The sequence below is a fragment of the uncultured Sneathiella sp. genome (genome assembly GCF_963973085.1).
Classification (GTDB): Bacteria; Pseudomonadota; Alphaproteobacteria; order Sneathiellales; family Sneathiellaceae; genus Sneathiella.
In genome coordinates this window covers 1-20,676 of sequence record NZ_CAXAXA010000005.1, presented here as the reverse complement: position 1 = coordinate 20,676, position 20,676 = coordinate 1, and the positions used below count along the sequence as shown (strand labels likewise).

The following is a 20,676-nucleotide window of genomic DNA, read 5'->3' as shown; positions in this document are numbered from 1 at the left end:
AATGTCTGCTGACATTCTTATTGTAGATGACGAAGCCGATATTCGGGAACTTGTGGCGGGGATTCTTGAAGACGAAGGATATGAGACACGTATGGCCGCGAACAGCGATCAGTGTCTTGCTGAAATCGCGCATCGGCGGCCAAGCCTGATGATTCTTGATATTTGGCTGCGAGGTAGCAAACTGGACGGGATTGAAATACTGCAGGCCGTAAAGAAAGATCAGCCTGACCTGCCGATCCTGATGATTTCAGGTCATGGCAATATCGAGACGGCTGTACAGGCTATTAAGCTGGGAGCCTATGACTTTATCGAGAAACCATTCAAGGCGGAGCGGCTCATCCAGCTTGTCGACAGGGTGCTGGAAGCAATTCGGCTGCGCCGGGAAGTCGCGGAGCTTAAAACCCGGGGAAGCGAGCTAACAAATGAGCTGATCTGTAGGTCCCATGTCATGATCCAGCTCCAGCAAACGATCGAAAAAGTCGCCCCGACCAACAGCCGCGTCCTCATTACGGGGCCGTCGGGTGCCGGCAAGGAAGTCGTTGCCCGCCTGATTCATAGTCGTTCCAACAGAAGCTCGGGTCCGTTCGTCGTATTGAATGCAGCGACACTGGCGCCGGAACGGCTTGAAATACAGCTGTTCGGTGTAGAGGAAGGGCGGATGAATTCCGTCAAAGGTGGTCGGCGCGGCCTGTTGGAGCAGGCCCATGGCGGCACGCTTTTCCTTGATGAAATTGCCGATATGCCGATGGAGACACAAGGCAAGATTCTCAGGGTGCTGGTCGATCAGTCCTTTCAGCGGGTCGGCGGAACCGAAAAGATCAAAGTGGACGCACGGATTATTTCCTCTTCAAGCCGTGACCTGAAAGAGGAAATGACCAGTGGCCGCCTGCGGGAGGATCTCTATCATCGACTCGGTGTGGTCCCGATTTTTGTGCCATCCCTGAAAGAACGACCGGAGGATATCGGGCCGCTCGCCCGTTATTTTGTCGAGAGATTTTCAAAAAGCTCCGGCCTGCCGCTACGCAAAGTCGGTGAGGATGCGATTGCCACCTTGCAGGCCTCGTCCTGGCCGGGCAATGTCCGCCAGCTGAAAAATGTTATCGAGCAGATCATGATACTGGCAACGGATGACAAGACCGCGCCGATCACGGCCAATATGGTGCCGGCGGATGCAGGTTCGGCTCATTCTATCATGACGGGACAGAATGAGAACACGGAAATAATGGCGTTGCCTTTGCGTGAAGCGCGGGAACGGTTTGAGAAAGAGTATCTTGAAGCCCAAATCAATCGCTTTGGCGGAAATATTTCGCGTACCGCGTCATTTGTTGGTATGGAGAGGTCAGCTCTGCATCGCAAGCTGAAAACACTTGGTGTTAGCAATGGCGAACGGAAAAGAGTCTCGGACTAGGGGGCAATAGCTTTCGGAACCGGCAGTATATGAGGGGAAATTTGAGGCGATGAAAGTTATCGTTTGTGGCGCAGGCCAGGTCGGCTCGAATATCGCGCGTCAGCTCGCCCAGGAAAGCAATGACGTAACGCTGATCGATCAGTCCGCCGAACTTGTGCGAAAATTTGGCGACGAGCTGGATGTCCGCACGATGGTTGGCCATGCGTCCTATCCCGATGCACTGGAGCGGGCAGGGGCGTATGACGCGGATATGATCATTGCCGTCACCTACAGCGATGAAGTCAATATGGTCGCCTGCCAAATTGCTCATTCGATTTTCGATATACCGAAGAAAATAGCGCGTATCCGGGCGCAGCAATATACAAATCCGTTATGGGCGCATTTGTTCAGTCGTGAAAACCTGCCCATTGATGTCATTATTTCGCCGGAAATTGAGGTTGCGCACGCGATAGAGCGGCGGCTCAAGGTTCCTGGCGCCTTTGATACGGTGTCATTCGGCGACGGGAAAGTTCAGGTAATTGGTGTCCGGCTGGATGAAAACTGTCCGATCGTTAATACGCCGCTCAAGCAGCTAACGGAGCTTTTCCCTGACCTTAACGTCGTGGTTGTCGCTATATATCGTGATGGGAAGATGATTGTTCCTGCCAGCGGGGATCAGATGTTTCCGGACGATGAAGTCTATTTCGCCGCAGACACCGATCATGTAGCCCGTGCCATGCCGTTGTTCGGTCATGAAGAGCAGGAGGCCCGCAGCATTGTCATTGTCGGCGGGGGAAATATCGGACTGCATCTTGCGAAGTATGTTGAGAAGAACATGCGGAACGTCTCGCTAAAGCTGATCGAGAATAACCGTGCCCGCGCGGAGAAAATTACCGAAGAACTGGACCGGACGGTCGTCCTTCATGGCAGTGCGATAGATCCGGAGCTTCTGCAGGAGGCCAACGCGGCGCGGGCCGAGACGATTGTGGCGCTGACCAATGATGACCAGGTGAATATCCTGTCGTCCCTGCTGGCAAAAGGGCAGGGCACGAAAACCGCTGTTACCCTCATCAATAATCCGGTTTTTGGCAATCTCGTCACATCGCTCGGCATCGAGGTAGTGGTTGATCCGCGGGCGACGACGGTGTCGGAAATCCTCCGTCATATCCGCCGCGGCCGTATCCGCGGTCTGCATTCATTCCGCGACGGCGCTGCAGAGGTAGTGGAAGGAGATGCGCTTGAAACCTCACTGCTGGTCGGGAAGCCACTTCGCGATATCAAGCTGCCGCCGGGAACCATCATCGGAGCCGTCATCAAGGGGAACAGAGTTGAAATACCGCGCGGTGAAACCGTTATACAGGAGGACGACCGGGTAATCATTCTCGGTCTTCAGGAATCCATTCACAAGGTTGAGGAAATGTTTTCCGTCGGCCTGGAATTTTTCTAAGACCGATGTTATTTGCACCTGTCTTTACCTTTCTGGGCTGGGCTCTGGGATTCCTGGCGGCTCTAATGCTGGTGCCGATGGCTTTCGCCCTGGCGCAGGGGCAGGCAGGGCTTGCCGCCAGCTTTGTCGTGTCGGCGATCGTGACACTGTTCTTCGGCGGCGGCATGGTTCTCGCCATGCGGCGGGAAATGACAATATTGGGGCGACGGGAGACTTTCTTCGCGGCGACCTTAATCTGGATCGTGCTTCCGGCGTTTGCCGCCTTGCCCTTCTATCTGAGCGATGCCATCCCCTCGGCGACCAATTCTTACTTTGAGGCCATATCCGGCTTCACTACAAACGGCGCGACTGTTATCGATGATCTTGATATTCAGACGCGGGCCATCCTGCTGTGGCGGAGCCTCATCCAATGGGCGGGCGGGTTTTCGATCATTGTCTTCCTTTCTGCCCTGGCGAGTGCCTTCAATCTACCGGGAAACAATCCTCTCACCCGGGCGCTCGCCAAGAGCAGCCGCCGTCAGGTCTCGCGTCGTTTTGGTTACGCAGTGCTCTCCCTGTTGAAGATATATGGCCTGCTGACGGCCATTTGCATTGTTGCGCTTTGGTTTTCCGGTATGTCGGCCTTTGATGCGCTGTGCTACGCCTTCAGTACCCTGTCGACCGGCGGGTTTGTGACGTCAAATACAGCCGGAACCGCGTTCGCCAGCCGTGGGATTGAAGTTGTACTGATGATTTTCATGGTGATCGGCGCCGTCAATTTCTCTCTCCACTGGTCATTCTTCAATGGCGATCGGCAATCCTATTTCAAGGACTCAGAATATCGCTATCTGCTGGTGGTGATCGTGCTGGGCAGCCTGTTTGTTTTCTTCCTGATGATGACCCAGACGGATATGAGCATTCCCGATACCTTGCGATATGCAGTTTTCAATACTGTCTCCGCCGTGACGACAACGGGGTATAACATGCCGCTTGTCTCCGGCAGCGGTCAGTATTATTGGCCGATCGGGGCGCTCCTTGTGATCCTGGTTCTAATCACCATTGGCGGTTCGACCGGCTCGACGGCTGGGGGAATCAAGCTCATGCGCCTCAGTATTCTAATGAAGGTGTCAAATTCGGAAATCAATCGTCTCAGTTTTCCAAGCAGCGTTTTTCCGCTGACATATGGTGATCAGCGTATCTCACGTGAGCAGATACTCTCCGCCTGGAGTTTTTTCGTTCTGTATTGTGGTACCCTTGTCGTGGTGACGCTGCTGCTCGCCTTCAATGGGCTCGATCTGCAGTCGTCGGTTTCTCTTGCGGTAACGAACCTCGCTAACGCGGGTTCAGCCGCCCAGCCCCTGATCACGGATGTGATTGTCGGTGAAGAGAATTTTATCAGCTACGGGGCCTTACCGAATTTTTCCAAATGGCTATTATGTGTCACTATGCTGGTGGGACGGCTGGAATTTTTTGCTGTGCTTTCCCTGCTCAACCCGGCCCTGTGGCGGCGTTAACGAAATAGGAAGAAGATGTCCAGAATTGCTTATGTAAACGGTCAGTATGTTCCGCACCGGACTGCCAGTGTTCATATTGAGGATCGCGGCTACCAGTTCGCCGACGGGGTCTATGAGGTGGTCACAATCTTCAATAACCGGATGATCGATGAAGAGGGGCATCTGGATCGTCTCTGGCGCAGTCTTGAAGAATTGAAGATGGATGCGCCGATGAAGCGCGCGCCGCTTAAAATGGTCATGCGCGAAGTGATCCGGCGCAACGGAATTGAAAACGGAATTATCTATTTGCAAGTGACGCGGGGTGTTGCCCCGCGCGATCATCCCTTCCCGAAGGATGTGGCCCCCGCACTGGTCATGACGGCAAAAAGACTGTCGATGGCAAAGGCGCAAAAAACGGCGGAGGCCGGCGTGAATGTCATTACCGTGCCGGATATCCGCTGGACCCGACGGGACATCAAATCGGTCTCCCTGTTGCCGAATGTACTGGCCAAGCAGGAAGCCAAGGAAAAGGGCGCGTATGAAGCGTTTCAGATTGATGAAGACGGCATGGTAACCGAGGGCAGTTCCACCAATGCCTGGATCGTTACGCAAGAGGGAAAGGTTGTTACCCGACCGACAAGTAATTCTATTCTGGCTGGTATCACGCGGGCATCGCTCCTGCGGGAGCTGAAAAAACATGATATTGAACTTGAGCTGCGAAGCTTCTCAAAAGAAGAACTGAATTCTGCACGCGAAGTGTTTCTGACCAGCAGCACGACTTATGTCATGCCTGTGGTAAAGGTAGATGATAAAATCATCGGAAATGGTCACCCGGGCATTGTTTCACAGCAACTCAGGGCTATTTACGAGAAATTCATGCAGGATATTTAACACAGTATTTTCGTAATTTTCAACTTTGACTGTGGTTTTTATGTCAAAGTCGTTATTTGTTGCAATTTAGGCGCGATAGTGCTTGTGTTTAGGGCGATAAATCCTTATGTCAGGGAAACTTTTTTGCCCTTTGTTTGCATAAGCCGTCAAATAGACCTTGATAGGATTATAAAAAGGCAAATCATTAGATTAATGACAGACGAGAGATAATTCGAGATGGCCGCTGAGAAGTCACAAAATGTACAGGATGTATTCCTGAACAAGGTACGCAAGGACAAGGTGCCAGTTACGGTATTTCTGGTTAATGGTGTAAAATTACAGGGTTCGATAAGCTGGTTTGATAACTTCAGCGTTCTGTTGCGCCGCGATGGACATGAGCAGCTTGTCTATAAGCACGCCATCTCGACGGTGATGCCCGCCGGACCTATTCAGCTTTTTGACCCGTCAGCCGAGAGCTGACCCTGACAAGGACCCTATGCTGCGCCTAAATTCCCCACATGGAAGTTAATTCAGAACGCGAGAACTTGCGTTCGGGGGAGGCGGCTCTGGTTCTGCACCCCTATATCAAGCGTTCAACCCAAACCAAGATTCGTGATCCGCAAAGTTGCCTCGAAGAAGCCGTCTCGCTCACGGCTGCCATTTCCCTTAATGTTGTTCATTCCGAGATTATCACTCTGAACAAGGCGCGGCCGGGCACATTGTTCGGAACCGGCAAGATTGACGAGCTGGGTGATTTCATCAAAAACTCGCATATTGATGTCGTGATCATCGACGGGCCGGTGACGCCCGTACAGCAACGCAACCTGGAGCGCCACTGGAAAGTCAAGATTGTCGACCGGACCGGATTGATTCTCGAAATCTTCGGGGAACGGGCGCAGACGAAGGAGGGCGCCCTGCAGGTTGAGCTTGCCCATCTCAGCTACCAGCGGACCCGTCTGGTGCGGTCATGGACCCATCTGGAACGACAGCGCGGCTCCCTGAGCTTTATTGGCGGTCCCGGTGAATCGCAGCTTGAAATCGACCGCCGGCTGATTGACGAGCGGATCACGAAAATCAAGCGGCAGCTTAGCTCGGTTGTCCAGACGCGGGAGCTGCACCGGGCGAAGCGCAAGAAGATACCTTACCCCATCGTTGCACTCGTCGGTTATACCAACGCCGGGAAATCGACCCTTTTCAATCGCATGACACAATCGGATGTCTTCGCGGAAGATCTTTTGTTTGCGACGCTTGACCCGACCATGCGGAAAATTACCCTACCGGGCGGGCAGCCGGTGATCCTCTCCGATACGGTCGGCTTTATTTCGGATTTGCCGACGGAGCTGGTCGCTGCCTTTCGCGCCACCCTGGAAGAGGTGCTGGAGGCGGACCTGATTGTTCACGTGCGCGACATTACCCATATCGACACGGGCGCGCAGCGGCAGGACGTGCTGGATGTTCTGAAGCGGCTCGGTGTCGATACGGATGACGAAGGCACTTATCTTGAAGTTTTGAACAAGATTGATGTGCTGGAACCTGAAGAGAAGGAAAAGCTCTATAACAGCACGGAGCGCGGGAAGGGGCAGGTTGCTATCTCGGCGATCACTGGGGAGGGCACGGAGACATTCCTCCGCCGGATAGAGGACTTGCTGACGGCCAGGCAGAAAGTATTGGAGCTTGAAATCCCGGCAGAGGACGGGGCAACGCTCTCCTGGATATACCGGAACGGGACCGTGCTGGAGCGAACCGATCAGGAAGACATAGTCCATATCGAGGCCAAATTCTCACCAGAGAACCTCGGGCGGCTCGAGAAAATTCTTAACAAAGATCTTTAACTATCTAATTTTATTTAGATTTATCTTCTTTTCGAATTTCGTTCCAGACGTCATCCATTTCCTCAAGAGAGCATTGGTCGAGGGATTTACCTCTAGAGGTGAGGCGTTGTTCCACCGTCTGGAAACGACGGGTGAATTTCCGGTTGGCGGATCGCAGGACAGTTTCGGGTTCCAGTTTCAGATGACGGCCCAGATTTGCCATCACGAACAACAGGTCGCCATATTCCTCGGCAATGCGTTCCTCGCTCCCGTCATTATCAATTTCGACGCGAAGTTCCGCCATTTCCTCCTCTATCTTCTCGAACACCGGTCGGATGGACGGCCAATCGAACCCGACCCGTCCGGCCCGGTTCTGTAGCTTGACTGCACGGGTGAGGGCGGGAAGGTTGCTCGCCACCCCATCAAGAGCGGACGGCGGAGTATCGGATGCTTCGCGTTTCAATACGCGCTCCCGTGCCTTCGTTTCCTCCCATGCGGTTGTCTGGGCTTCTGCCGTTGCGATGTCTTCATTGCCGAACACATGTGGATGGCGGCGGATCATTTTCTCCGAAATCGCCTTGATCACGTCGTTAAAATCGAAATCTCCAGCTTCCTTCGCCATCTGGGCATAGAAAACGACCTGAAACATCAAATCGCCGAGTTCGTCCTTCAGTTCCGCCATATCCCCCTTGGCGATGGCTTCCGCGACTTCGTAGGCTTCCTCGATGGTATGGGGGGCGATGGTCTCGAAATTCTGCTCAAGATCCCAGGGGCATCCGCCCTCTGGATTACGAAGCCGGGCCATGATATCCAGCAGTTGATCGATCGGGGCAGGGGTAACGGATTTGGTCATGTAACTTACTTTCGGGTACGAATTTCCGGCCAGGCCAGTTTACGGGATTTCCTTTCCCGCTGGCCATACGTATCATGAAAATACGACCCGAAAAACGAGAATGCCATGAATGACGGACAGGAACCAAAACCCAAAAAGCCGCGAAAACCGATCGAGCCGACGGAAAAATGGCTGCGGGATCAGGCGCTTCGGTACTTAAACCGCTTTCCGGCGACGCGTCGCAAGATGACTCGGCACCTGTTTGACAAGGCGATGCGCCATGCAGAGCATTTCGAGCTGTCCGAGACCGTCCTGAACGAACGCATCGCCGGGGTGATCGAGAAACTGGAGGCATCGGGCTTTATCAATGATACGGAGTTTGCCGCGAGCAAAGCGCGCGTGATGGCGCGGCAGGGGCGGTCGATAGCTCAGATTGGCGTGAAACTCCAGGAAATGGGGTTCGCGGAATCCGATCAGAGCCATGCGATTAAGGAACTCGGCACGGATACGACATTGCTTGACCGCAAGGCGGCGGCCCGGTTTGTGAAGCGACGCAGGTTTGGACCCTATAAGCCGGAAGAAACGCGAGAGGATCGCCGGGACAAGGAACTTACCTCGCTGGCACGTCAGGGCTTTTCCTATGATGTCGCAACCTCCGTCATAGATGCGGAGGACACGGAGAAGATTGAAGCGATCATTTTCGGAGACGATTAACTGGTTGGAACATCGAAGGCTCAATGGATAGGGAGGAGGATTTCGATGTATGATTCATATATCTAATTTTCGCATAATATATATTATGGAAAATATTGGATTATGAAATATCAAGCTTATAGCCGATATGGCTGGCCGAGAGGCCAACCCCCTCGTAGAAGCGGTGGGCATCAGGGCGGGATTTATCGGTGGTGAGCTGCAACAGTCGGCATTTGTTTGCACGAGCACGTTCTATTGCGTCCTTCATCAGAAGGTTTCCGATATTCTGGCCGCGCATGTCGCTGTCAACGCGGACGCCTTCGATTTGCGCGCGTGAAGATCCGCTGCGTGAAATGCCGTGGATCACCGTAAACTGATAGCAGCAAACAATGCGCTCGTTGATGATGCCAATAATATAGTCATTGCCCGGCTGGGTCTTCATGGCGTTGAAGGCATCCAGATAAACCTGCGGCAGCGGATCGCTCAGAACCTCTCGTGTGGATCCGAGCTGATCCTGAACGAGCAAGCGGACGATCTCGGGAAGATCTTCCTCGCGCGCTATCCTGAACTGCAGCCTGTCGTTCATTCAGGCCTCTATGACCATGCCGTCATAGGCCGGCTCGACGCCGTCGGGCAGTTCTTTCAGCAATGTCCGGTAATCGAGGTCGACATGCATATTCGTTAACACCGCGCGCCGCGGTTTAAGCCGGTCAATCCATTCGAGCGCGGTTTCCAGATTTACATGCGTCGGATGCGGTGTGTAGCGCATGGCATCGACGATCCAGGTATCAACGCCCTCGAGAATTTCAAAGCCACGGTCGTCGAGATTGACCAGATCATTGGAATAGCCGATGGGCCCCATGCGAAAGCCGAGACTGGTGATGCTGCCGTGATCCTGATCGAAGGGAAGAAAGTTAATATCGCCAATCGTAAACGGTCCGGTGATCAGATGTTCAGCTAAGATGGCAGGATAAGGATTCCCTTCAAGTTGCCGGAAACAATAATCAAATCTCCGCATCAATATGTCGAGGGTTTTCTTGTCACTCCAAACGTTAACGCGCTCGCGATTGCGGATAGCAAGGACGCGGAGTTCGTCTATTCCATGGCACTGATCGGCGTGTTCGTGGGTCCAGACGACGCCATCAACCCGGCTGACATCCGCATCCAGAAGCTGTTCGCGAATGTCCGGTGATGTATCGATCAGGACAGTCGTGTCCTTCTCTTTCACCAGAATAGAACAGCGCCGACGCCGGTTTTTTGGCTCCTCCGGATCGCAGGCGCCCCAGTCATTTCCAATGCGCGGAACTCCGCCGGAGGTGCCGCATCCGAGTATCGTCACTTCCATTAAAGTTTCCGCTCTATTTTATTGAAAAGGTTAAAGAAATTGTCGGTGGTGATGGTCGCCAGCTGATCCGGCTCAAGGCCTTTCAGTTTTGCCACCTGGGCGGCGGTATGGGCGACGAAGGATGGTTCATTCGTCTTGCCGCGTTTGGGCACAGGTGCGAGATAAGGGCTGTCCGTCTCGACCAGCAGCTTTTCCACGGGGATACGGCTGACATGATCGCGGAGCTCTTCCGACGCCTTGAAGGTCACGATCCCGGAAATGGAGATATAGAAACCAATTTCCATTGATTTCTCAGCGACCTCCCATCCTGAACTAAAGCAATGGATTACTCCGGTAAAAGGCCCCTTCCCGTACTCTTCATGTAAAATCTTAACGGTATCATCGTCTGCGTCGCGGGTATGCACGATCAGTGGCAGTCCGGTTTCCCGCGCGGCCTCGATATGAAGACGAAAGGATTTCTGCTGCAACTCGCGCGGCGCATGCTCATAAAAATAATCAAGGCCGGTTTCGCCAATGCCGACGACCTTGGGATGCGCGGCCAATTCGATGAGCTTTGCCGCCGTTACTTCATCGCCCTCACTTTCCGCTTCATGCGGATGAACACCGACGGAGCAATGAATATCGTCATACTGCTCCGCGATCGCCCGGACAGCGTCAAACTCGCGGAGTTTTGTCCCGATGGTCAGCATATGTCCGACGCCGACCGCCCTCGCCCGCGCGACCACGTCGTCAAGCTCGCTGGAAAGCTGTTCAAAATTCAAATGGCAATGGCTATCGACTAACATCTGTCTTTCCGAATTATTGTGGCGGCTTACCTGCCCATGCGTTCTACATTCAAAAACAGGTTGAGGACAACCTGTTTACGATCAAGGTTGATGACGTCTGCCCTTTTTATCAGGTCATTCCCGCTTTCCCAAATTTCAACCCAGTCAGCGGGCGAATGCCGGGAAACCATTTTTTTCATGATGTCCGCTTCTCCGGGAACCAGATTGCCGTCACTGAAATTATCGCTGGCGGCGCGGACCAGACGGGTCAGCCACCAGGGGTAAAGCTCGCAGATTGTGCGATAGCCTGCCTCCCCGTCCTTCAGGCCGCTCTTGTCCGCAAGTGTATGCAGTTTCTCGGCGTTGAGCACCGGATAGTTCCTGAAGATATCGAGGATATCGGCGAAAATTTCAAGGCCGCCCGCCTCCAGCAGCCTGAGCGCCATGCCAGGGCTTCCCTCCGCCAGCGTCAGGAGCATGTCCAGCTGGTCAGGGGAAATCGTCTCGCTGTAGGGCGCGAGAAACCGTCGCATGTCATCATCGCTGAGCGGTCGTAGCGCCAGTTGACGACAGCGTGAGCGGATTGTCGGCAGCAGACTTGCCGGTGTATGGGAGAGCAAGAGGAAAAGCGTTTTCTTCGGCGGTTCTTCGAGTATTTTCAGGATCGCATTGGCGGCGTTCTGGTTCATTTCATCGACCGGATCGACGATAACGATGCGCCAGCTTCCTTCAGAGGCGGTCAACTGGAAAAACTGGTTGAGGGCACGAACATCATCGACGCGGATAACGCTGAAAAACTTTTTGTTTTTTACGTCATATTGCCGCCTGAGTACCGCGAGGCCCGGATGTGATCCGGCGCGGATCAGCGCGAGTGCCGGATCGCCCTCGGGAACATCAAGGCTGTCCGGCGGTCCGAACAGGCCACCGCCCCCCTCTCCCTGCTGGCTCAGCAGAAATTTGGCCGCGCGGTAGGCGAAACTTGCCTTGCCGACGCCTTTTGCTCCCGTAATGAGCCAGGCATGATGAAACCGGCCACTTAGATAGTTTTCAAGGAAGCGCTTTTCCGCCGCATCATGGCCGATGAGCTCCATGCGGTCCTGCGGATGCGGATATCCCTCCAGCTTGTCAGAGACCGGTAAATCCGTCATGGCAACAGGCGCGCGGCGACTGTCTCGCGCAGCTCCTTCTGGATGGCATCGACAGACCGGGTCGCGTCGATCAGGACGCAGCGGTCCGGATTTTTCCGGGCGATATCGAGAAAGCCGTCCCGCAGGCGTTCGTGAAAGGACAGGGTCATTTTCTCGAAGCGGTCTTCGTCATGGGTGCGGCCCATGGTGCGCTTCAGCCCCTCCTCCGCCGGAATATCGAAGATGAAGGTAAGGTCCGGCGCGAAACTGCCGACGGCGAAGTCGTGGATTCGCTGTACAGCCTCTTCGCCTAGCTGATTGCCATACCCCTGATAGGCCATGGTTGAATCGGCGAAGCGATCGGAGATAACCCAGCGGTCTTCGTCGAGTGCTGGCCAGATCGTCAGTCGGAGGTGGTTCCTGCGGGAGGCATAGAAAAGCAAAGTCTCGCCGATAGCATCCCAGCGATCCGGATCCCCGGTCAGGATCAGTTCACGAATTTCATCTGCGCCCGGTGCGCCTCCGGGCTCCCGTGTCAGCAAAGTCTCTATGGACTGGGCCTCAAGGAACTCGGCAAGAAGACGGCTTTGCGTGGATTTCCCACTGCCATCGCCCCCTTCCAGCGTAATGAACTTTCCGCCTTTGCGCTTCGCGCACTGCATCGGAGCCACTGCCGCCCTAATTGGCGGAAGGACCGAAGACGAGATACTCGACTGCGGAGGTTAGGCGCTTGAACGTGCCGGGGCGAGAGATATCCTCCATCGCGACCAAGGGCACGGCAATGGTCTCGATTTCGGGGCCGGAAACCACGAGCTGCGCCACCGGCGTTCCCTTGATTATTGGAGCCGGGATGGGTTCGTTATAGACGACCTTGACGGTCATGGACTTGCGGGCCTGACGGGACAGGGTGACGGTGAGATCGGATTCCACGGTCAGCGGCACCACATCCTTGTCGCCGAGCCAGACCCGGGCGTTATCGACAATGTCACCGGACTTGAAAAGCGCATAGTTGTTAAACTCGCGAAAGGCCCATTCCATCAACCGCTCGGATTCGCGGCTTCTCTCCTTCGCATTTTCAAGGCCGTTGACGACGAGGATAATGCGTCGCCCGTCCCGCTCCGACGAACCGACAAGGCCATAGCCGGATTCTTCGGTATGTCCTGTTTTAAGGCCGTCCGCGCCATTGTCTTTATAGAGAAGCGGGTTCCGGTTGCCCTGCTTGATATCGCTGAAGGTGAAATCCTTCTCGGCAAAGATGGTATAATATTCCGGAAAGTCCTGAATGATATGCTTTGCCAGGAGGGCAAGTTCCCGCGCTGTCATCTTGTGGTTCGGATCGGGCCAGCCGGTGGCGTTCCTGAAGGTGCTTTTCTCAAGTCCGAGTTCCCGAGCCCGCGAGGTCATCGCCTCGGCAAACCCCTCTTCCGATCCGCCAAGCCCTTCGGCCACCACGATACAGGCGTCATTGCCGGACTGGACAATAATGCCGCGCAGCAAATCTCCGATGCTGACGCGGGTATCGACTTCGACAAACATCTTGGAGCCGCCCTTTTTCCAGGCCTTCTCGCTGACCGGCAGGGTGTCTTCCATATTGAGCGTGCCGTCCTTCAGCCACTCGAACACCATGGTAATGGTCATCAACTTGCTCATGGAGGCTGGAGACATAAGCTGGTCGGCATTCTTCTCCAGCAGAACGGCACCCGTATTCATATCGAAGATAAACGCTTCCCGGGCCGCGGTTTCAATTGGGTCCGCAGCGGCAGTCCCTGCAATCAAGAACAGCGAAAGGAAAAGGGCGGAAAAAAATCGGAAGGAGGAGGTCCAGAAATTCATGGCGGTCGGGCTTTCAGTCATTCTCTTTTCAGGTTTCTCGCAGTAAATTCGAGTTATCGGGTGATTTCTATCATTAATGCGTGTTTTTGGCCAGTTTAAGGCTTGCCTACTCGATCACAATCCGAGCTTCCGTATGACCATTATTGATCAGGTCCGCCAGCAGCTGGTCCGCCTTATCAATATCCGGTACCGGACCGACCCGCACGCGATAGAAATCCTGTCCGTTGACCAGAACCTGACTGACTTTCGTCGGGCCGAGTGACGACAGACGTGCACTCAGGATATTGGCGTTATTGAAATCAACGAAAGCGCCGGCCTGTATGAAAATATCACTCTGAGTAATCGGCTGAACGCTGACAGTCGGGGTTGGTGCGCTATAGGCGGACGCCGATGTTACCTGCGTTTCGGCAACGGCGGCGGCCGGTGCTGGCAAGGCTTCAATTTTAGGTGCTGGCGCCTGCTTAACGCCAGCGGGCGGCGCCAGGGTATCGGCAACGACGGTAGCCTGCGGTGCAGCGGCAACATTATTCTTTTCCGTCAAGGGAGTTTTGGGTTTGGCGATAATGGTCTGATCCCCATTTCCACCGTTAATCACCTGCACTCGGACTTTTGCCGTTCCCTTCTTGACGATGCCCAGCATTTGCGCAGAACGATAGGAAAGGTCAATAATGCGGGAATGCGCGAAGGGGCCACGGTCATTCACCGTCACGATGATTGACCGGCCATTTTCAAGATTGGTCACCCGCACATCGGTTGGCAGGGGCAATGTCTTGTGCGCCGCCGTCAGCTTATGCATGTCATACACGGCGCCGTTCGCCGTGCGGCGGCCGTGAAACGGCTCCCCATACCAGGAAGCAATCCCCGTCTCGTCATAGGCATTGTCGACTTTCGGGTAGTACCAGATGCCGTCCACCTGATAAGGATTGCCGAGTTTCGGAGTGCCACGATCCACATCGTTTGGTCCGACGGCGGCGGTGTCTTTTCCCGCGGCATGGTATTTCTTCGCGCCATAACTGAGCAGACTGACCTCGGAGCAGCCCGCCAGCAGCAGGGCGGTGGTGACGAGGACAATCAGTCCGGACTGTTGGTTCAATTTCGCCATATTACTTATACCTTTTACGCTACGCACTTCATCTCTCTTACCCATCCCCGATCAGGTCGGCAAGATGGCCGACGGACATTGCAAAATAGGTGGACCGGTTCCATTTAAGGATGGTTCGGTAATTGTTATAGACCAGAAATGTCTGCCCGTTGCCGCCCTTCGGCTGGACCAGCGATCCAACCAGCTGGCGCGAGGGTAAGGCGGATCCGTCGATTTTACGAACGCCAAGGGCTTCCCATTCCGCCATCGGTTTGGCGATTTTAAGGTCGATCAGGGACAGGTCGAAATTCTTGGGCAAAGTGACCTCCCTGCCCCACGTCTGGTCGCCCTGCCAGCCGGATTTCGACAGATAGTTCGCAGCAGAGGCAAAAACGTCAGCCTTGGTTGTCCAGATATCACGGCGGCCATCTTCATCATAATCAATGGCGAAATTGACGAAGCTTGACGGCATGAACTGCGATTGTCCCATCGCACCGGCCCAGGAACCCTTCATATCGGCAAGTGCGATATGGTTGTCATCAAGGATCTTGAGGGCGAGCAACAGCTCCTTTCGAAAATATTCCGCCCGGCGATTGTCATAGGCAAGCGTGGTGAGTGCGTCAATGACGCTGAACCCGCCGGTATATTTACCGTAACGTGTCTCCACCCCCCACAGTGCAACGATGAAACGTGGCTGCACCCCGAACTCCCGCCCGACTTCTTCCAGTATGGCGCGGTTTTGGTTGAGCATGGCCTTGCCCGAGTCAACGAGCGACTGCGGCAGGCGCTGTGCCATATATTCCTGGAATGTCTGGACGGTCTCGGGTTGTTTGCGGTCTAGTTTGACGACTTTTTCAATGAGTTTCACGTCCGCGAAGGCGCTGTCGAGGATGGCCTGGCTGATCCCGCCTTCCCGCGCTTCTGTTTTCAGCTTAGTCAGCCACTGATCGAATGGCTCCTTCGCGGCGAACCCCGGTGTTGCGATAGCCGTCAAAAAAATGCCGAACAGGGTGAAGAGAATAAAACGCGCAGGTTTCTTGGCCATTGGTACTCCATTTTACTGATCCACCCTTTTTGCCACAAACCCCGCGGATTCGCAACGCTTTCAGACATAAAAGTCTTGATTTTCGACGGCGGCCATGCCCGGCGACAGAATTATCGATTTCCCTATCAAACATATTGACAGGCCAGAGCGGGAACTTTAAACGATCAGGACCGTTTGCGGCCTTGAATTGCGTCTTGCCGATGCCATTTTGAAAGCGCCGCCCCGCGGAGGGTTGGCAGAGCGGTTGAATGCACTGGTCTTGAAAACCAGCAAGGGTGCAAGCCCTTCCGGGGTTCGAATCCCCGACCCTCCGCCATTTGCTTTAAAATCAATGCATTAGATACCTAGTTTTGATGGTGGCACATTGAAGTGAGCCATTTATCCATGCATATATCTACCTACCTGATGCTTTCCAGACACAACGTCTTCTATTTCCGTTGGCCTATTCCTAAGGCCCTCCATCCTTACAATAAATGCACGCATATTAGAGTGTCTCTGGATACGAGAGATAATCGCCTTGCCATGCAATTGTCACGGTGGTTATCATACTGGGCTGATGAATTGCTGAGTAGCGTTGCCAATAAAAATATGAAATATCACGAAATAAGAACCCTGCTTAAGTCGCATTTCGCAAGCCTCCTAGAGCAACGGAAGTCGTCTATGGCTGATAAAGGACGCCTGAGCGGGCTCGAGCTAAACGTCCTAAGATCGAGTATTTTAACATCCGACGCACCAGAAATATTCAACCATACGGCTAACGACGAAAAGCCGCCTGTGGACCGTCTGATCGCCCTGTATGGGCTTCCCGTCTCTCAAGGCAGTGATACCTATAAAACTATGGAAACGGAGTTCAGGAGCTCTTACAAAGCTTATTGCCAACATGTTCTTGACTATGACAAGTCGATGGAAGAATACGACCTCTCAAGCCCTGCTGAGCCTTCCCGCCCACCATCCTCAAGCGAAGGTATGGACACCCCTCTCAGTGAGCTTGTCAGGCGGTTTGTGGAAGAGAGAATAAGGGGCGGCAATTGGACAAAAAAGTCAGAGAAGGAATATCGGGCAATCTTTAGTTTACTGCTTGCCATTTTGGGTGCTGACATCGCCTGTAGTTCTATTACATCCAAGAGTGCCCAGAAGGTGAAGAGCACTTTGCAGCAGGTGCCCAAGAACATTAATTCTAACCCCAAAACAAGGGGGCTTAAGTTTGAAGATGCTATCACGGTTGTGGGTGTAGAACGGATGCATGTGAAAACAATTAATAAACATCTCAATGCATGCCACGGCTTATTCAAGTGGGCTGAAAAGAACGGGTATGTCTCTAAGAACGTATTTACCGGCCTTACCATCAAGCTCAAGAAATCAGGTGATGGGGAACGGACAGCATTCTCTAAGGATCAGATTGGCAAGATACTCAGTGCGATCCTGAAAGATGAAACCAGCGCAATTAAGAAAGAATATCAAAGATGGGGACCCCTCATTGCTATCTATTCAGGGGCACGCCTCAACGAGATTGCACAGTTGCAACTTGGTGATGTCAGACAAGTAGACGGTTTATGGTGCTTTGACATTAATGAGAAAGCTGATGGGGTAAGGCTCAAGACTTCCTCTGCAACACGCCTAATCCCCATCCATTCTGAGTTGCTTGAACTCGGCTTCTTAGAGCATGCCGAAAGGTTAAAGAAGTCAGGTAAGCAAAGGTTGCTGCATGAGCTATCCCTTAGTCAGGGAACCGGGTACGGGCGAAATCTAAGCCGATGGTTTAATGGTCCGTTCTTGAAGGCTGTGGGCATGAGTGGCCAAGGTTTGGTGTTTCATAGCTTTCGCCACACGATGGTCACGAACTTGCTTCAATCCGGCGTCGCTGAACCTCTCGTTAAAGCTATCGTAGGGCACGCTCAAGAAGGCGTAACGCAACAAGTATATTTTGGTGATGGATATACGGTTGCTCAAAAGAAAGAAGCAATAGAACGTTTGAGCTTTGGTTTAGAAAATGAGGGTTTAAAATGACACTAGAAGAAATATTAGTGTTATTTGTAGTAACAATTGCAGACATACCAACTATCATAACAGTGGTCGTAATTTTTTGCTTCCGAAACCTGCTGATTTCACTAGCCGTGCCAGTAGTGGTCACAATCCTATTCACACTAATTCAGAACGGGCACTACGATACTGAACAGTTAACTATAATTAGGCTGGCCGGTCAGCTGCTTGTCGCTGCGGCTACCATGAGAGCTGTTGTGATTTGGATGTCGCCAACTGACTGGTTCGAAAAACGCGTTCGTTTCCTTTTGTACTCAATTGCAGGAATAAAAGAAGCAAGCTGGATTTGGAAAGTTCGTCGAAACAGTTTTCTCGAAGAGTTTCGGGGCCTCTGGAAGCCCATATTCTATGGCTCCGGCGGGATTGGGATAATTATAGGATTGTCGGTATTTCTGTTTATCCTAATATTTAAAGATACAGATGAACAATGGAATGTTTATTTTCTTGGGGTTGGCTCGGCGCTGGCTATTTTTGTCGGTATATTCGGTGGGATATCTTCAATGTTTTTCGTGTTTCTCGAGGTTCCGATAGTAGTCGCTGAAGAAGTCGGATGTTTCATCTATTCCATATATAAGGCTCTAGTTAATGGCGGTGCAAACAAGCTAAAAAATAGAGCTACAGCAGGTATAACTGCAATTAAAGACGATAGCACCAGCTTTGCTGTCTGGGCAAAAAAGGGGTTTGAAGATGAGACTAGCCGAACTCATAAACAGAACGATGGAATAGATTTCGTGGAGTACAAAAAAAGGTACTTTGAAGAAGTTAAGCGACAAGACCCTGACAGCGTGGTTGAAGGAATGCACTGGTTGGAGTTCGCAGATGAAGAAGGTACGAAGAGGGCTTACGGCGATGGTGTGGACCCTAAGAAACTGGCTGAAATAGTCCTAAGTAGCACCAAAATTAAGGATATAAACGGATGATTAAGGACGAGCAGCTAAGAGAAGAAGCTATGGCTGCGGCTAACTATGATGACCAGTCACGTAAAATAAATCAACCGTCTCGATCTATCTTTTGGTCGCGTGATATTGCGTCACCTTTATTTGAGATAGTTCTCCAAAATATATGTAATGAGATTGAGGGCAAAGAGGAACGCTCCAAAAAACGTTCTATAAGAGCGCATCATGGTTTTACTCGCATGGTAAAGGCTCTGGTGCTTGACCTATATGTAGCCCGAAAGTCAAATAAGCGAATGCAGCTTGGGTTGCCGTTAAACAAGAATGAGTACAGCCCTACTAACAACTACCACAGGATGGTCAGTTTTTATCAGTCAGTGGCTCTTTCCTATATGGATGTCCAGTCAGCCTATAAAGGACTAGAAGCCTGCGGATATTTAAGAACAGAAAAGAAAGGGCATTTCGACAAGGAGAAGGGTAAAGGTAAGCGGACCCGCATTAGAGCAACTCAGAAACTGATGTCGGCACTGGAAGAGCAGGCCCATATTACTCTGTGGCAGATACGGCAATTAGAAGGGTGCAACAATATTGTTCTCAAGGATGAAAATAAAGATATCATTCCTTACGAGCATAATAGTCAAACAACGAAAATGTCGGAAAATTTAGAACGTATCAATAGGCACCTATCAACTTTTTGGATTGATTTATATTTGAAAGATACAGAGTTTGAAGCCTTGAGACGGCACGTTTGGAACAGGCATTTGGAAGATGAAGAAGCCCTGCCGTCAATAGATGTTAGTGCGCGTACGCTGAGACGGATCTTTAACAATAGCAGTTGGAACGAAGGTGGCCGTTTTTATGGCGCATGGTGGCTAGGAATTCCCAAAGAATACAGGAAATACATTCATATCAATGGTAAGCAAACAGTAGAACTCGATTACTCAGGAATGCATCCGGCTTTGGTGTATGCAGAGGTTGGCGTTACCCCTCCCCTAGATCCATATGATATGGGTTTGGAAAATGTTGTCCGTGATGTTAAGAAAGTTGCCTTTAATTCGCTGGTGAATGCTTCTAACAAGAATATCAAACAGCACAGCGACTTTAACGAGATGGACGCCGGTTGCTCATGGCAAGAACTATTGGAAGCTATCATAGATGCGCACTCTCCTATTAGGGAGTATTTTGGCTCCGGGTTTGGTTTGCAATTACAGAAAAAGGACGCTGATATAGCAGAAAAAGTCATGCTTAGATTTGCTGACATGCAATATGCGTGTCTACCAGTGCATGATAGCTTTCTTGTGCACCATGCTTTAGCTGACGAGCTTAGGGAATATATGGAACACTACTATATGGAGGTTGCCGGAGCTATGGCCAAGGTAGACGGCAAGTCGATCCTCACCTATGACGCACCTGTAGAGCATAAATTTGTAGATATGGGCAATGTTGAGGAAATGTTATCTGGAGGTGAATATAGAGAATATACAAATAGGCAATATCAGTGGTATTCATATATAGACAACATGAACATTACATAGATTTTGGTAATAATACTTACAAATTATACTTGAATGAACTTACAGATAGCTATTAATATAAGTAATATTATTCTATGCCATATATTCATTAGTAATTTATTATATACCATATATTTCCCACTCGTTACTAAGTCGATTAAGAAATAAATTTCATAAAATCAATAGCTTATATTTATCGATTGCAGACAAAACAGATACGCTGCTGTTGTCAGACTGCAAGGATGAGCCTCCCTCCATAGGGGATGGTTATTATGTCTGGGCGCAATAGAAGGTCAGCAGCTTTTCTCATTTTTGCAGCGGGCCAAGATAAGGTTGGTATTTTCCTTGATATGCCCTGCTCACAACGAAGCACATTGATTCAATCAGATATGGATTCCTAGAGTGCCATCTATCGTACCCTATCGGATATTCTACAATAATCTCGCCGACTGAAGTCGTGCGGGCTAAGAGGTGGTCGCGGAAAATCGGACCAGTTGCTAAGATGAATCGCCCTTAAGAAGA

The 20,676-nt window shown here is 51.9% G+C and carries 19 protein-coding genes and 1 tRNA gene; 11 read left to right on the top strand and 9 right to left on the bottom strand.

Annotation, left to right across the window (positions count from 1 at the left end):
- The first annotated feature begins 1 nt into the window (after position 1).
- The 6 genes from AACZ19_RS13020 (at position 2) to hflX (ending at position 7,008) form a co-directional block, all read left to right on the top strand.
- Positions 2-1,408 carry a sigma-54 dependent transcriptional regulator gene (locus AACZ19_RS13020; RefSeq protein WP_339634652.1) on the top strand — a complete coding sequence of 469 codons (1,407 nt, stop codon included), beginning with the start codon at positions 2-4 and terminating at the stop codon, positions 1,406-1,408.
- Between the two features lie 49 nt (positions 1,409-1,457).
- Positions 1,458-2,834: a Trk system potassium transporter TrkA gene (gene trkA, locus AACZ19_RS13015; protein ID WP_339634649.1), complete on the top strand. Its 1,377-nt coding sequence runs from the start codon at positions 1,458-1,460 to the stop codon at positions 2,832-2,834.
- A gap of 5 nt (positions 2,835-2,839) precedes the next feature.
- Positions 2,840-4,327: a potassium transporter TrkG gene (locus tag AACZ19_RS13010; protein WP_339634646.1), complete on the top strand. Its 1,488-nt coding sequence runs from the start codon at positions 2,840-2,842 to the stop codon at positions 4,325-4,327.
- Between the two features lie 15 nt (positions 4,328-4,342).
- Positions 4,343-5,197 (top strand): D-amino-acid transaminase, encoded by an 855-nt coding sequence (locus AACZ19_RS13005; RefSeq protein WP_339634643.1) that lies wholly within the window; start codon positions 4,343-4,345, stop codon positions 5,195-5,197.
- A gap of 216 nt (positions 5,198-5,413) precedes the next feature.
- Positions 5,414-5,656 (top strand): RNA chaperone Hfq, encoded by a 243-nt coding sequence (hfq, locus tag AACZ19_RS13000; RefSeq protein WP_339634640.1) that lies wholly within the window; start codon positions 5,414-5,416, stop codon positions 5,654-5,656.
- 38 nt (positions 5,657-5,694) lie between these two features.
- Positions 5,695-7,008 carry a GTPase HflX gene (gene hflX, locus AACZ19_RS12995; protein WP_339634637.1) on the top strand — a complete coding sequence of 438 codons (1,314 nt, stop codon included), beginning with the start codon at positions 5,695-5,697 and terminating at the stop codon, positions 7,006-7,008.
- A 10-nt stretch (positions 7,009-7,018) separates the two neighbouring features.
- Here hflX and mazG read toward each other — a convergent pair whose 3' ends face one another.
- Positions 7,019-7,840, bottom strand: coding sequence for a nucleoside triphosphate pyrophosphohydrolase (gene mazG / locus AACZ19_RS12990; protein ID WP_339634634.1), 822 nt, complete (start codon positions 7,838-7,840; stop codon positions 7,019-7,021).
- Positions 7,841-7,945: 105 nt separating this feature from the next.
- Here mazG and AACZ19_RS12985 point away from each other — a divergent pair, with 105 nt between their 5' ends.
- The gene (locus AACZ19_RS12985; RefSeq protein WP_339634631.1) at positions 7,946-8,533 is read left to right on the top strand and encodes a RecX family transcriptional regulator; all 588 of its coding nucleotides are present in this window, start codon (positions 7,946-7,948) and stop codon (positions 8,531-8,533) included.
- A gap of 100 nt (positions 8,534-8,633) precedes the next feature.
- On the opposite strand, the gene AACZ19_RS12980 is transcribed toward AACZ19_RS12985, so the two are convergent.
- The 8 genes from AACZ19_RS12980 to AACZ19_RS12945 form a co-directional block, all read right to left on the bottom strand.
- A complete protein-coding gene (locus AACZ19_RS12980; protein ID WP_339634628.1) occupies positions 8,634-9,098 on the bottom strand; it encodes a GNAT family N-acetyltransferase in 465 nt (154 codons plus the stop codon).
- On the bottom strand, positions 9,099-9,857 hold the full coding sequence (locus AACZ19_RS12975) for an MBL fold metallo-hydrolase (protein ID WP_339634625.1): 759 nt from the start codon (positions 9,855-9,857) through the stop codon (positions 9,099-9,101). It abuts the gene before it with no gap.
- Positions 9,857-10,642: a TatD family hydrolase gene (locus AACZ19_RS12970; RefSeq protein ID WP_339634622.1), complete on the bottom strand. Its 786-nt coding sequence runs from the start codon at positions 10,640-10,642 to the stop codon at positions 9,857-9,859. Before AACZ19_RS12970 ends, AACZ19_RS12975 begins: the two co-directional genes overlap by 1 nt.
- Positions 10,643-10,668: 26 nt before the next feature.
- Positions 10,669-11,769 carry a DNA polymerase III subunit delta' gene (locus tag AACZ19_RS12965; RefSeq protein ID WP_339634619.1) on the bottom strand — a complete coding sequence of 367 codons (1,101 nt, stop codon included), beginning with the start codon at positions 11,767-11,769 and terminating at the stop codon, positions 10,669-10,671.
- Positions 11,766-12,410: a dTMP kinase gene (tmk, locus tag AACZ19_RS12960; protein WP_339634616.1), complete on the bottom strand. Its 645-nt coding sequence runs from the start codon at positions 12,408-12,410 to the stop codon at positions 11,766-11,768. Before tmk ends, AACZ19_RS12965 begins: the two co-directional genes overlap by 4 nt.
- A gap of 16 nt (positions 12,411-12,426) precedes the next feature.
- A complete protein-coding gene (locus tag AACZ19_RS12955) occupies positions 12,427-13,602 on the bottom strand; it encodes a D-alanyl-D-alanine carboxypeptidase family protein (protein ID WP_339634613.1) in 1,176 nt (391 codons plus the stop codon).
- Between the two features lie 85 nt (positions 13,603-13,687).
- Complete coding sequence (locus AACZ19_RS12950) at positions 13,688-14,683, bottom strand: septal ring lytic transglycosylase RlpA family protein (protein WP_339634610.1); 996 nt, start codon at positions 14,681-14,683, stop codon at positions 13,688-13,690.
- A gap of 37 nt (positions 14,684-14,720) precedes the next feature.
- Positions 14,721-15,707, bottom strand: a complete 987-nt coding sequence (locus AACZ19_RS12945) for a lytic murein transglycosylase (protein ID WP_339634607.1) — start codon at positions 15,705-15,707, stop codon at positions 14,721-14,723.
- Positions 15,708-15,933: 226 nt separating this feature from the next.
- Here AACZ19_RS12945 and AACZ19_RS12940 point away from each other — a divergent pair.
- The 4 genes from AACZ19_RS12940 to AACZ19_RS12925 all read left to right on the top strand — a co-directional run bounded on the left by AACZ19_RS12940 (position 15,934) and on the right by AACZ19_RS12925 (position 20,175).
- Positions 15,934-16,023 (top strand) — tRNA-Ser (locus AACZ19_RS12940).
- Between the two features lie 344 nt (positions 16,024-16,367).
- Positions 16,368-17,714, top strand: a complete 1,347-nt coding sequence (locus AACZ19_RS12935) for a site-specific integrase (protein WP_339634604.1) — start codon at positions 16,368-16,370, stop codon at positions 17,712-17,714.
- Positions 17,711-18,667: a hypothetical protein gene (locus AACZ19_RS12930; protein WP_339634601.1), complete on the top strand. Its 957-nt coding sequence runs from the start codon at positions 17,711-17,713 to the stop codon at positions 18,665-18,667. Before AACZ19_RS12935 ends, AACZ19_RS12930 begins: the two co-directional genes overlap by 4 nt.
- Positions 18,664-20,175 carry a hypothetical protein gene (locus AACZ19_RS12925; RefSeq protein ID WP_339634598.1) on the top strand — a complete coding sequence of 504 codons (1,512 nt, stop codon included), beginning with the start codon at positions 18,664-18,666 and terminating at the stop codon, positions 20,173-20,175. Before AACZ19_RS12930 ends, AACZ19_RS12925 begins: the two co-directional genes overlap by 4 nt.
- Positions 20,176-20,676: the final 501 nt, after the last annotated feature.

Coding starts and splice junctions, on each gene's coding strand:
- AACZ19_RS12935 (WP_339634604.1), top strand. CDS start 16,368: ATGGCTGATAAAGGACGCCTGAGCGGGCTCGAGCTAAACGTCCTAAGA.
- AACZ19_RS12925 (WP_339634598.1), top strand. CDS start 18,664: ATGATTAAGGACGAGCAGCTAAGAGAAGAAGCTATGGCTGCGGCTAAC.
- AACZ19_RS12950 (WP_339634610.1), bottom strand. CDS start 14,683: ATGGCGAAATTGAACCAACAGTCCGGACTGATTGTCCTCGTCACCACC.
- AACZ19_RS12930 (WP_339634601.1), top strand. CDS start 17,711: ATGACACTAGAAGAAATATTAGTGTTATTTGTAGTAACAATTGCAGAC.
- hflX (WP_339634637.1), top strand. CDS start 5,695: ATGGAAGTTAATTCAGAACGCGAGAACTTGCGTTCGGGGGAGGCGGCT.
- mazG (WP_339634634.1), bottom strand. CDS start 7,840: ATGACCAAATCCGTTACCCCTGCCCCGATCGATCAACTGCTGGATATC.
- AACZ19_RS13010 (WP_339634646.1), top strand. CDS start 2,840: ATGTTATTTGCACCTGTCTTTACCTTTCTGGGCTGGGCTCTGGGATTC.
- AACZ19_RS12955 (WP_339634613.1), bottom strand. CDS start 13,602: ATGACTGAAAGCCCGACCGCCATGAATTTCTGGACCTCCTCCTTCCGA.
- AACZ19_RS12945 (WP_339634607.1), bottom strand. CDS start 15,707: ATGGCCAAGAAACCTGCGCGTTTTATTCTCTTCACCCTGTTCGGCATT.
- AACZ19_RS13020 (WP_339634652.1), top strand. CDS start 2: ATGTCTGCTGACATTCTTATTGTAGATGACGAAGCCGATATTCGGGAA.
- tmk (WP_339634616.1), bottom strand. CDS start 12,410: ATGCAGTGCGCGAAGCGCAAAGGCGGAAAGTTCATTACGCTGGAAGGG.
- AACZ19_RS12965 (WP_339634619.1), bottom strand. CDS start 11,769: ATGACGGATTTACCGGTCTCTGACAAGCTGGAGGGATATCCGCATCCG.
- AACZ19_RS12970 (WP_339634622.1), bottom strand. CDS start 10,642: ATGTTAGTCGATAGCCATTGCCATTTGAATTTTGAACAGCTTTCCAGC.
- hfq (WP_339634640.1), top strand. CDS start 5,414: ATGGCCGCTGAGAAGTCACAAAATGTACAGGATGTATTCCTGAACAAG.
- AACZ19_RS12980 (WP_339634628.1), bottom strand. CDS start 9,098: ATGAACGACAGGCTGCAGTTCAGGATAGCGCGCGAGGAAGATCTTCCC.
- AACZ19_RS13005 (WP_339634643.1), top strand. CDS start 4,343: ATGTCCAGAATTGCTTATGTAAACGGTCAGTATGTTCCGCACCGGACT.
- trkA (WP_339634649.1), top strand. CDS start 1,458: ATGAAAGTTATCGTTTGTGGCGCAGGCCAGGTCGGCTCGAATATCGCG.
- AACZ19_RS12985 (WP_339634631.1), top strand. CDS start 7,946: ATGAATGACGGACAGGAACCAAAACCCAAAAAGCCGCGAAAACCGATC.
- AACZ19_RS12975 (WP_339634625.1), bottom strand. CDS start 9,857: ATGGAAGTGACGATACTCGGATGCGGCACCTCCGGCGGAGTTCCGCGC.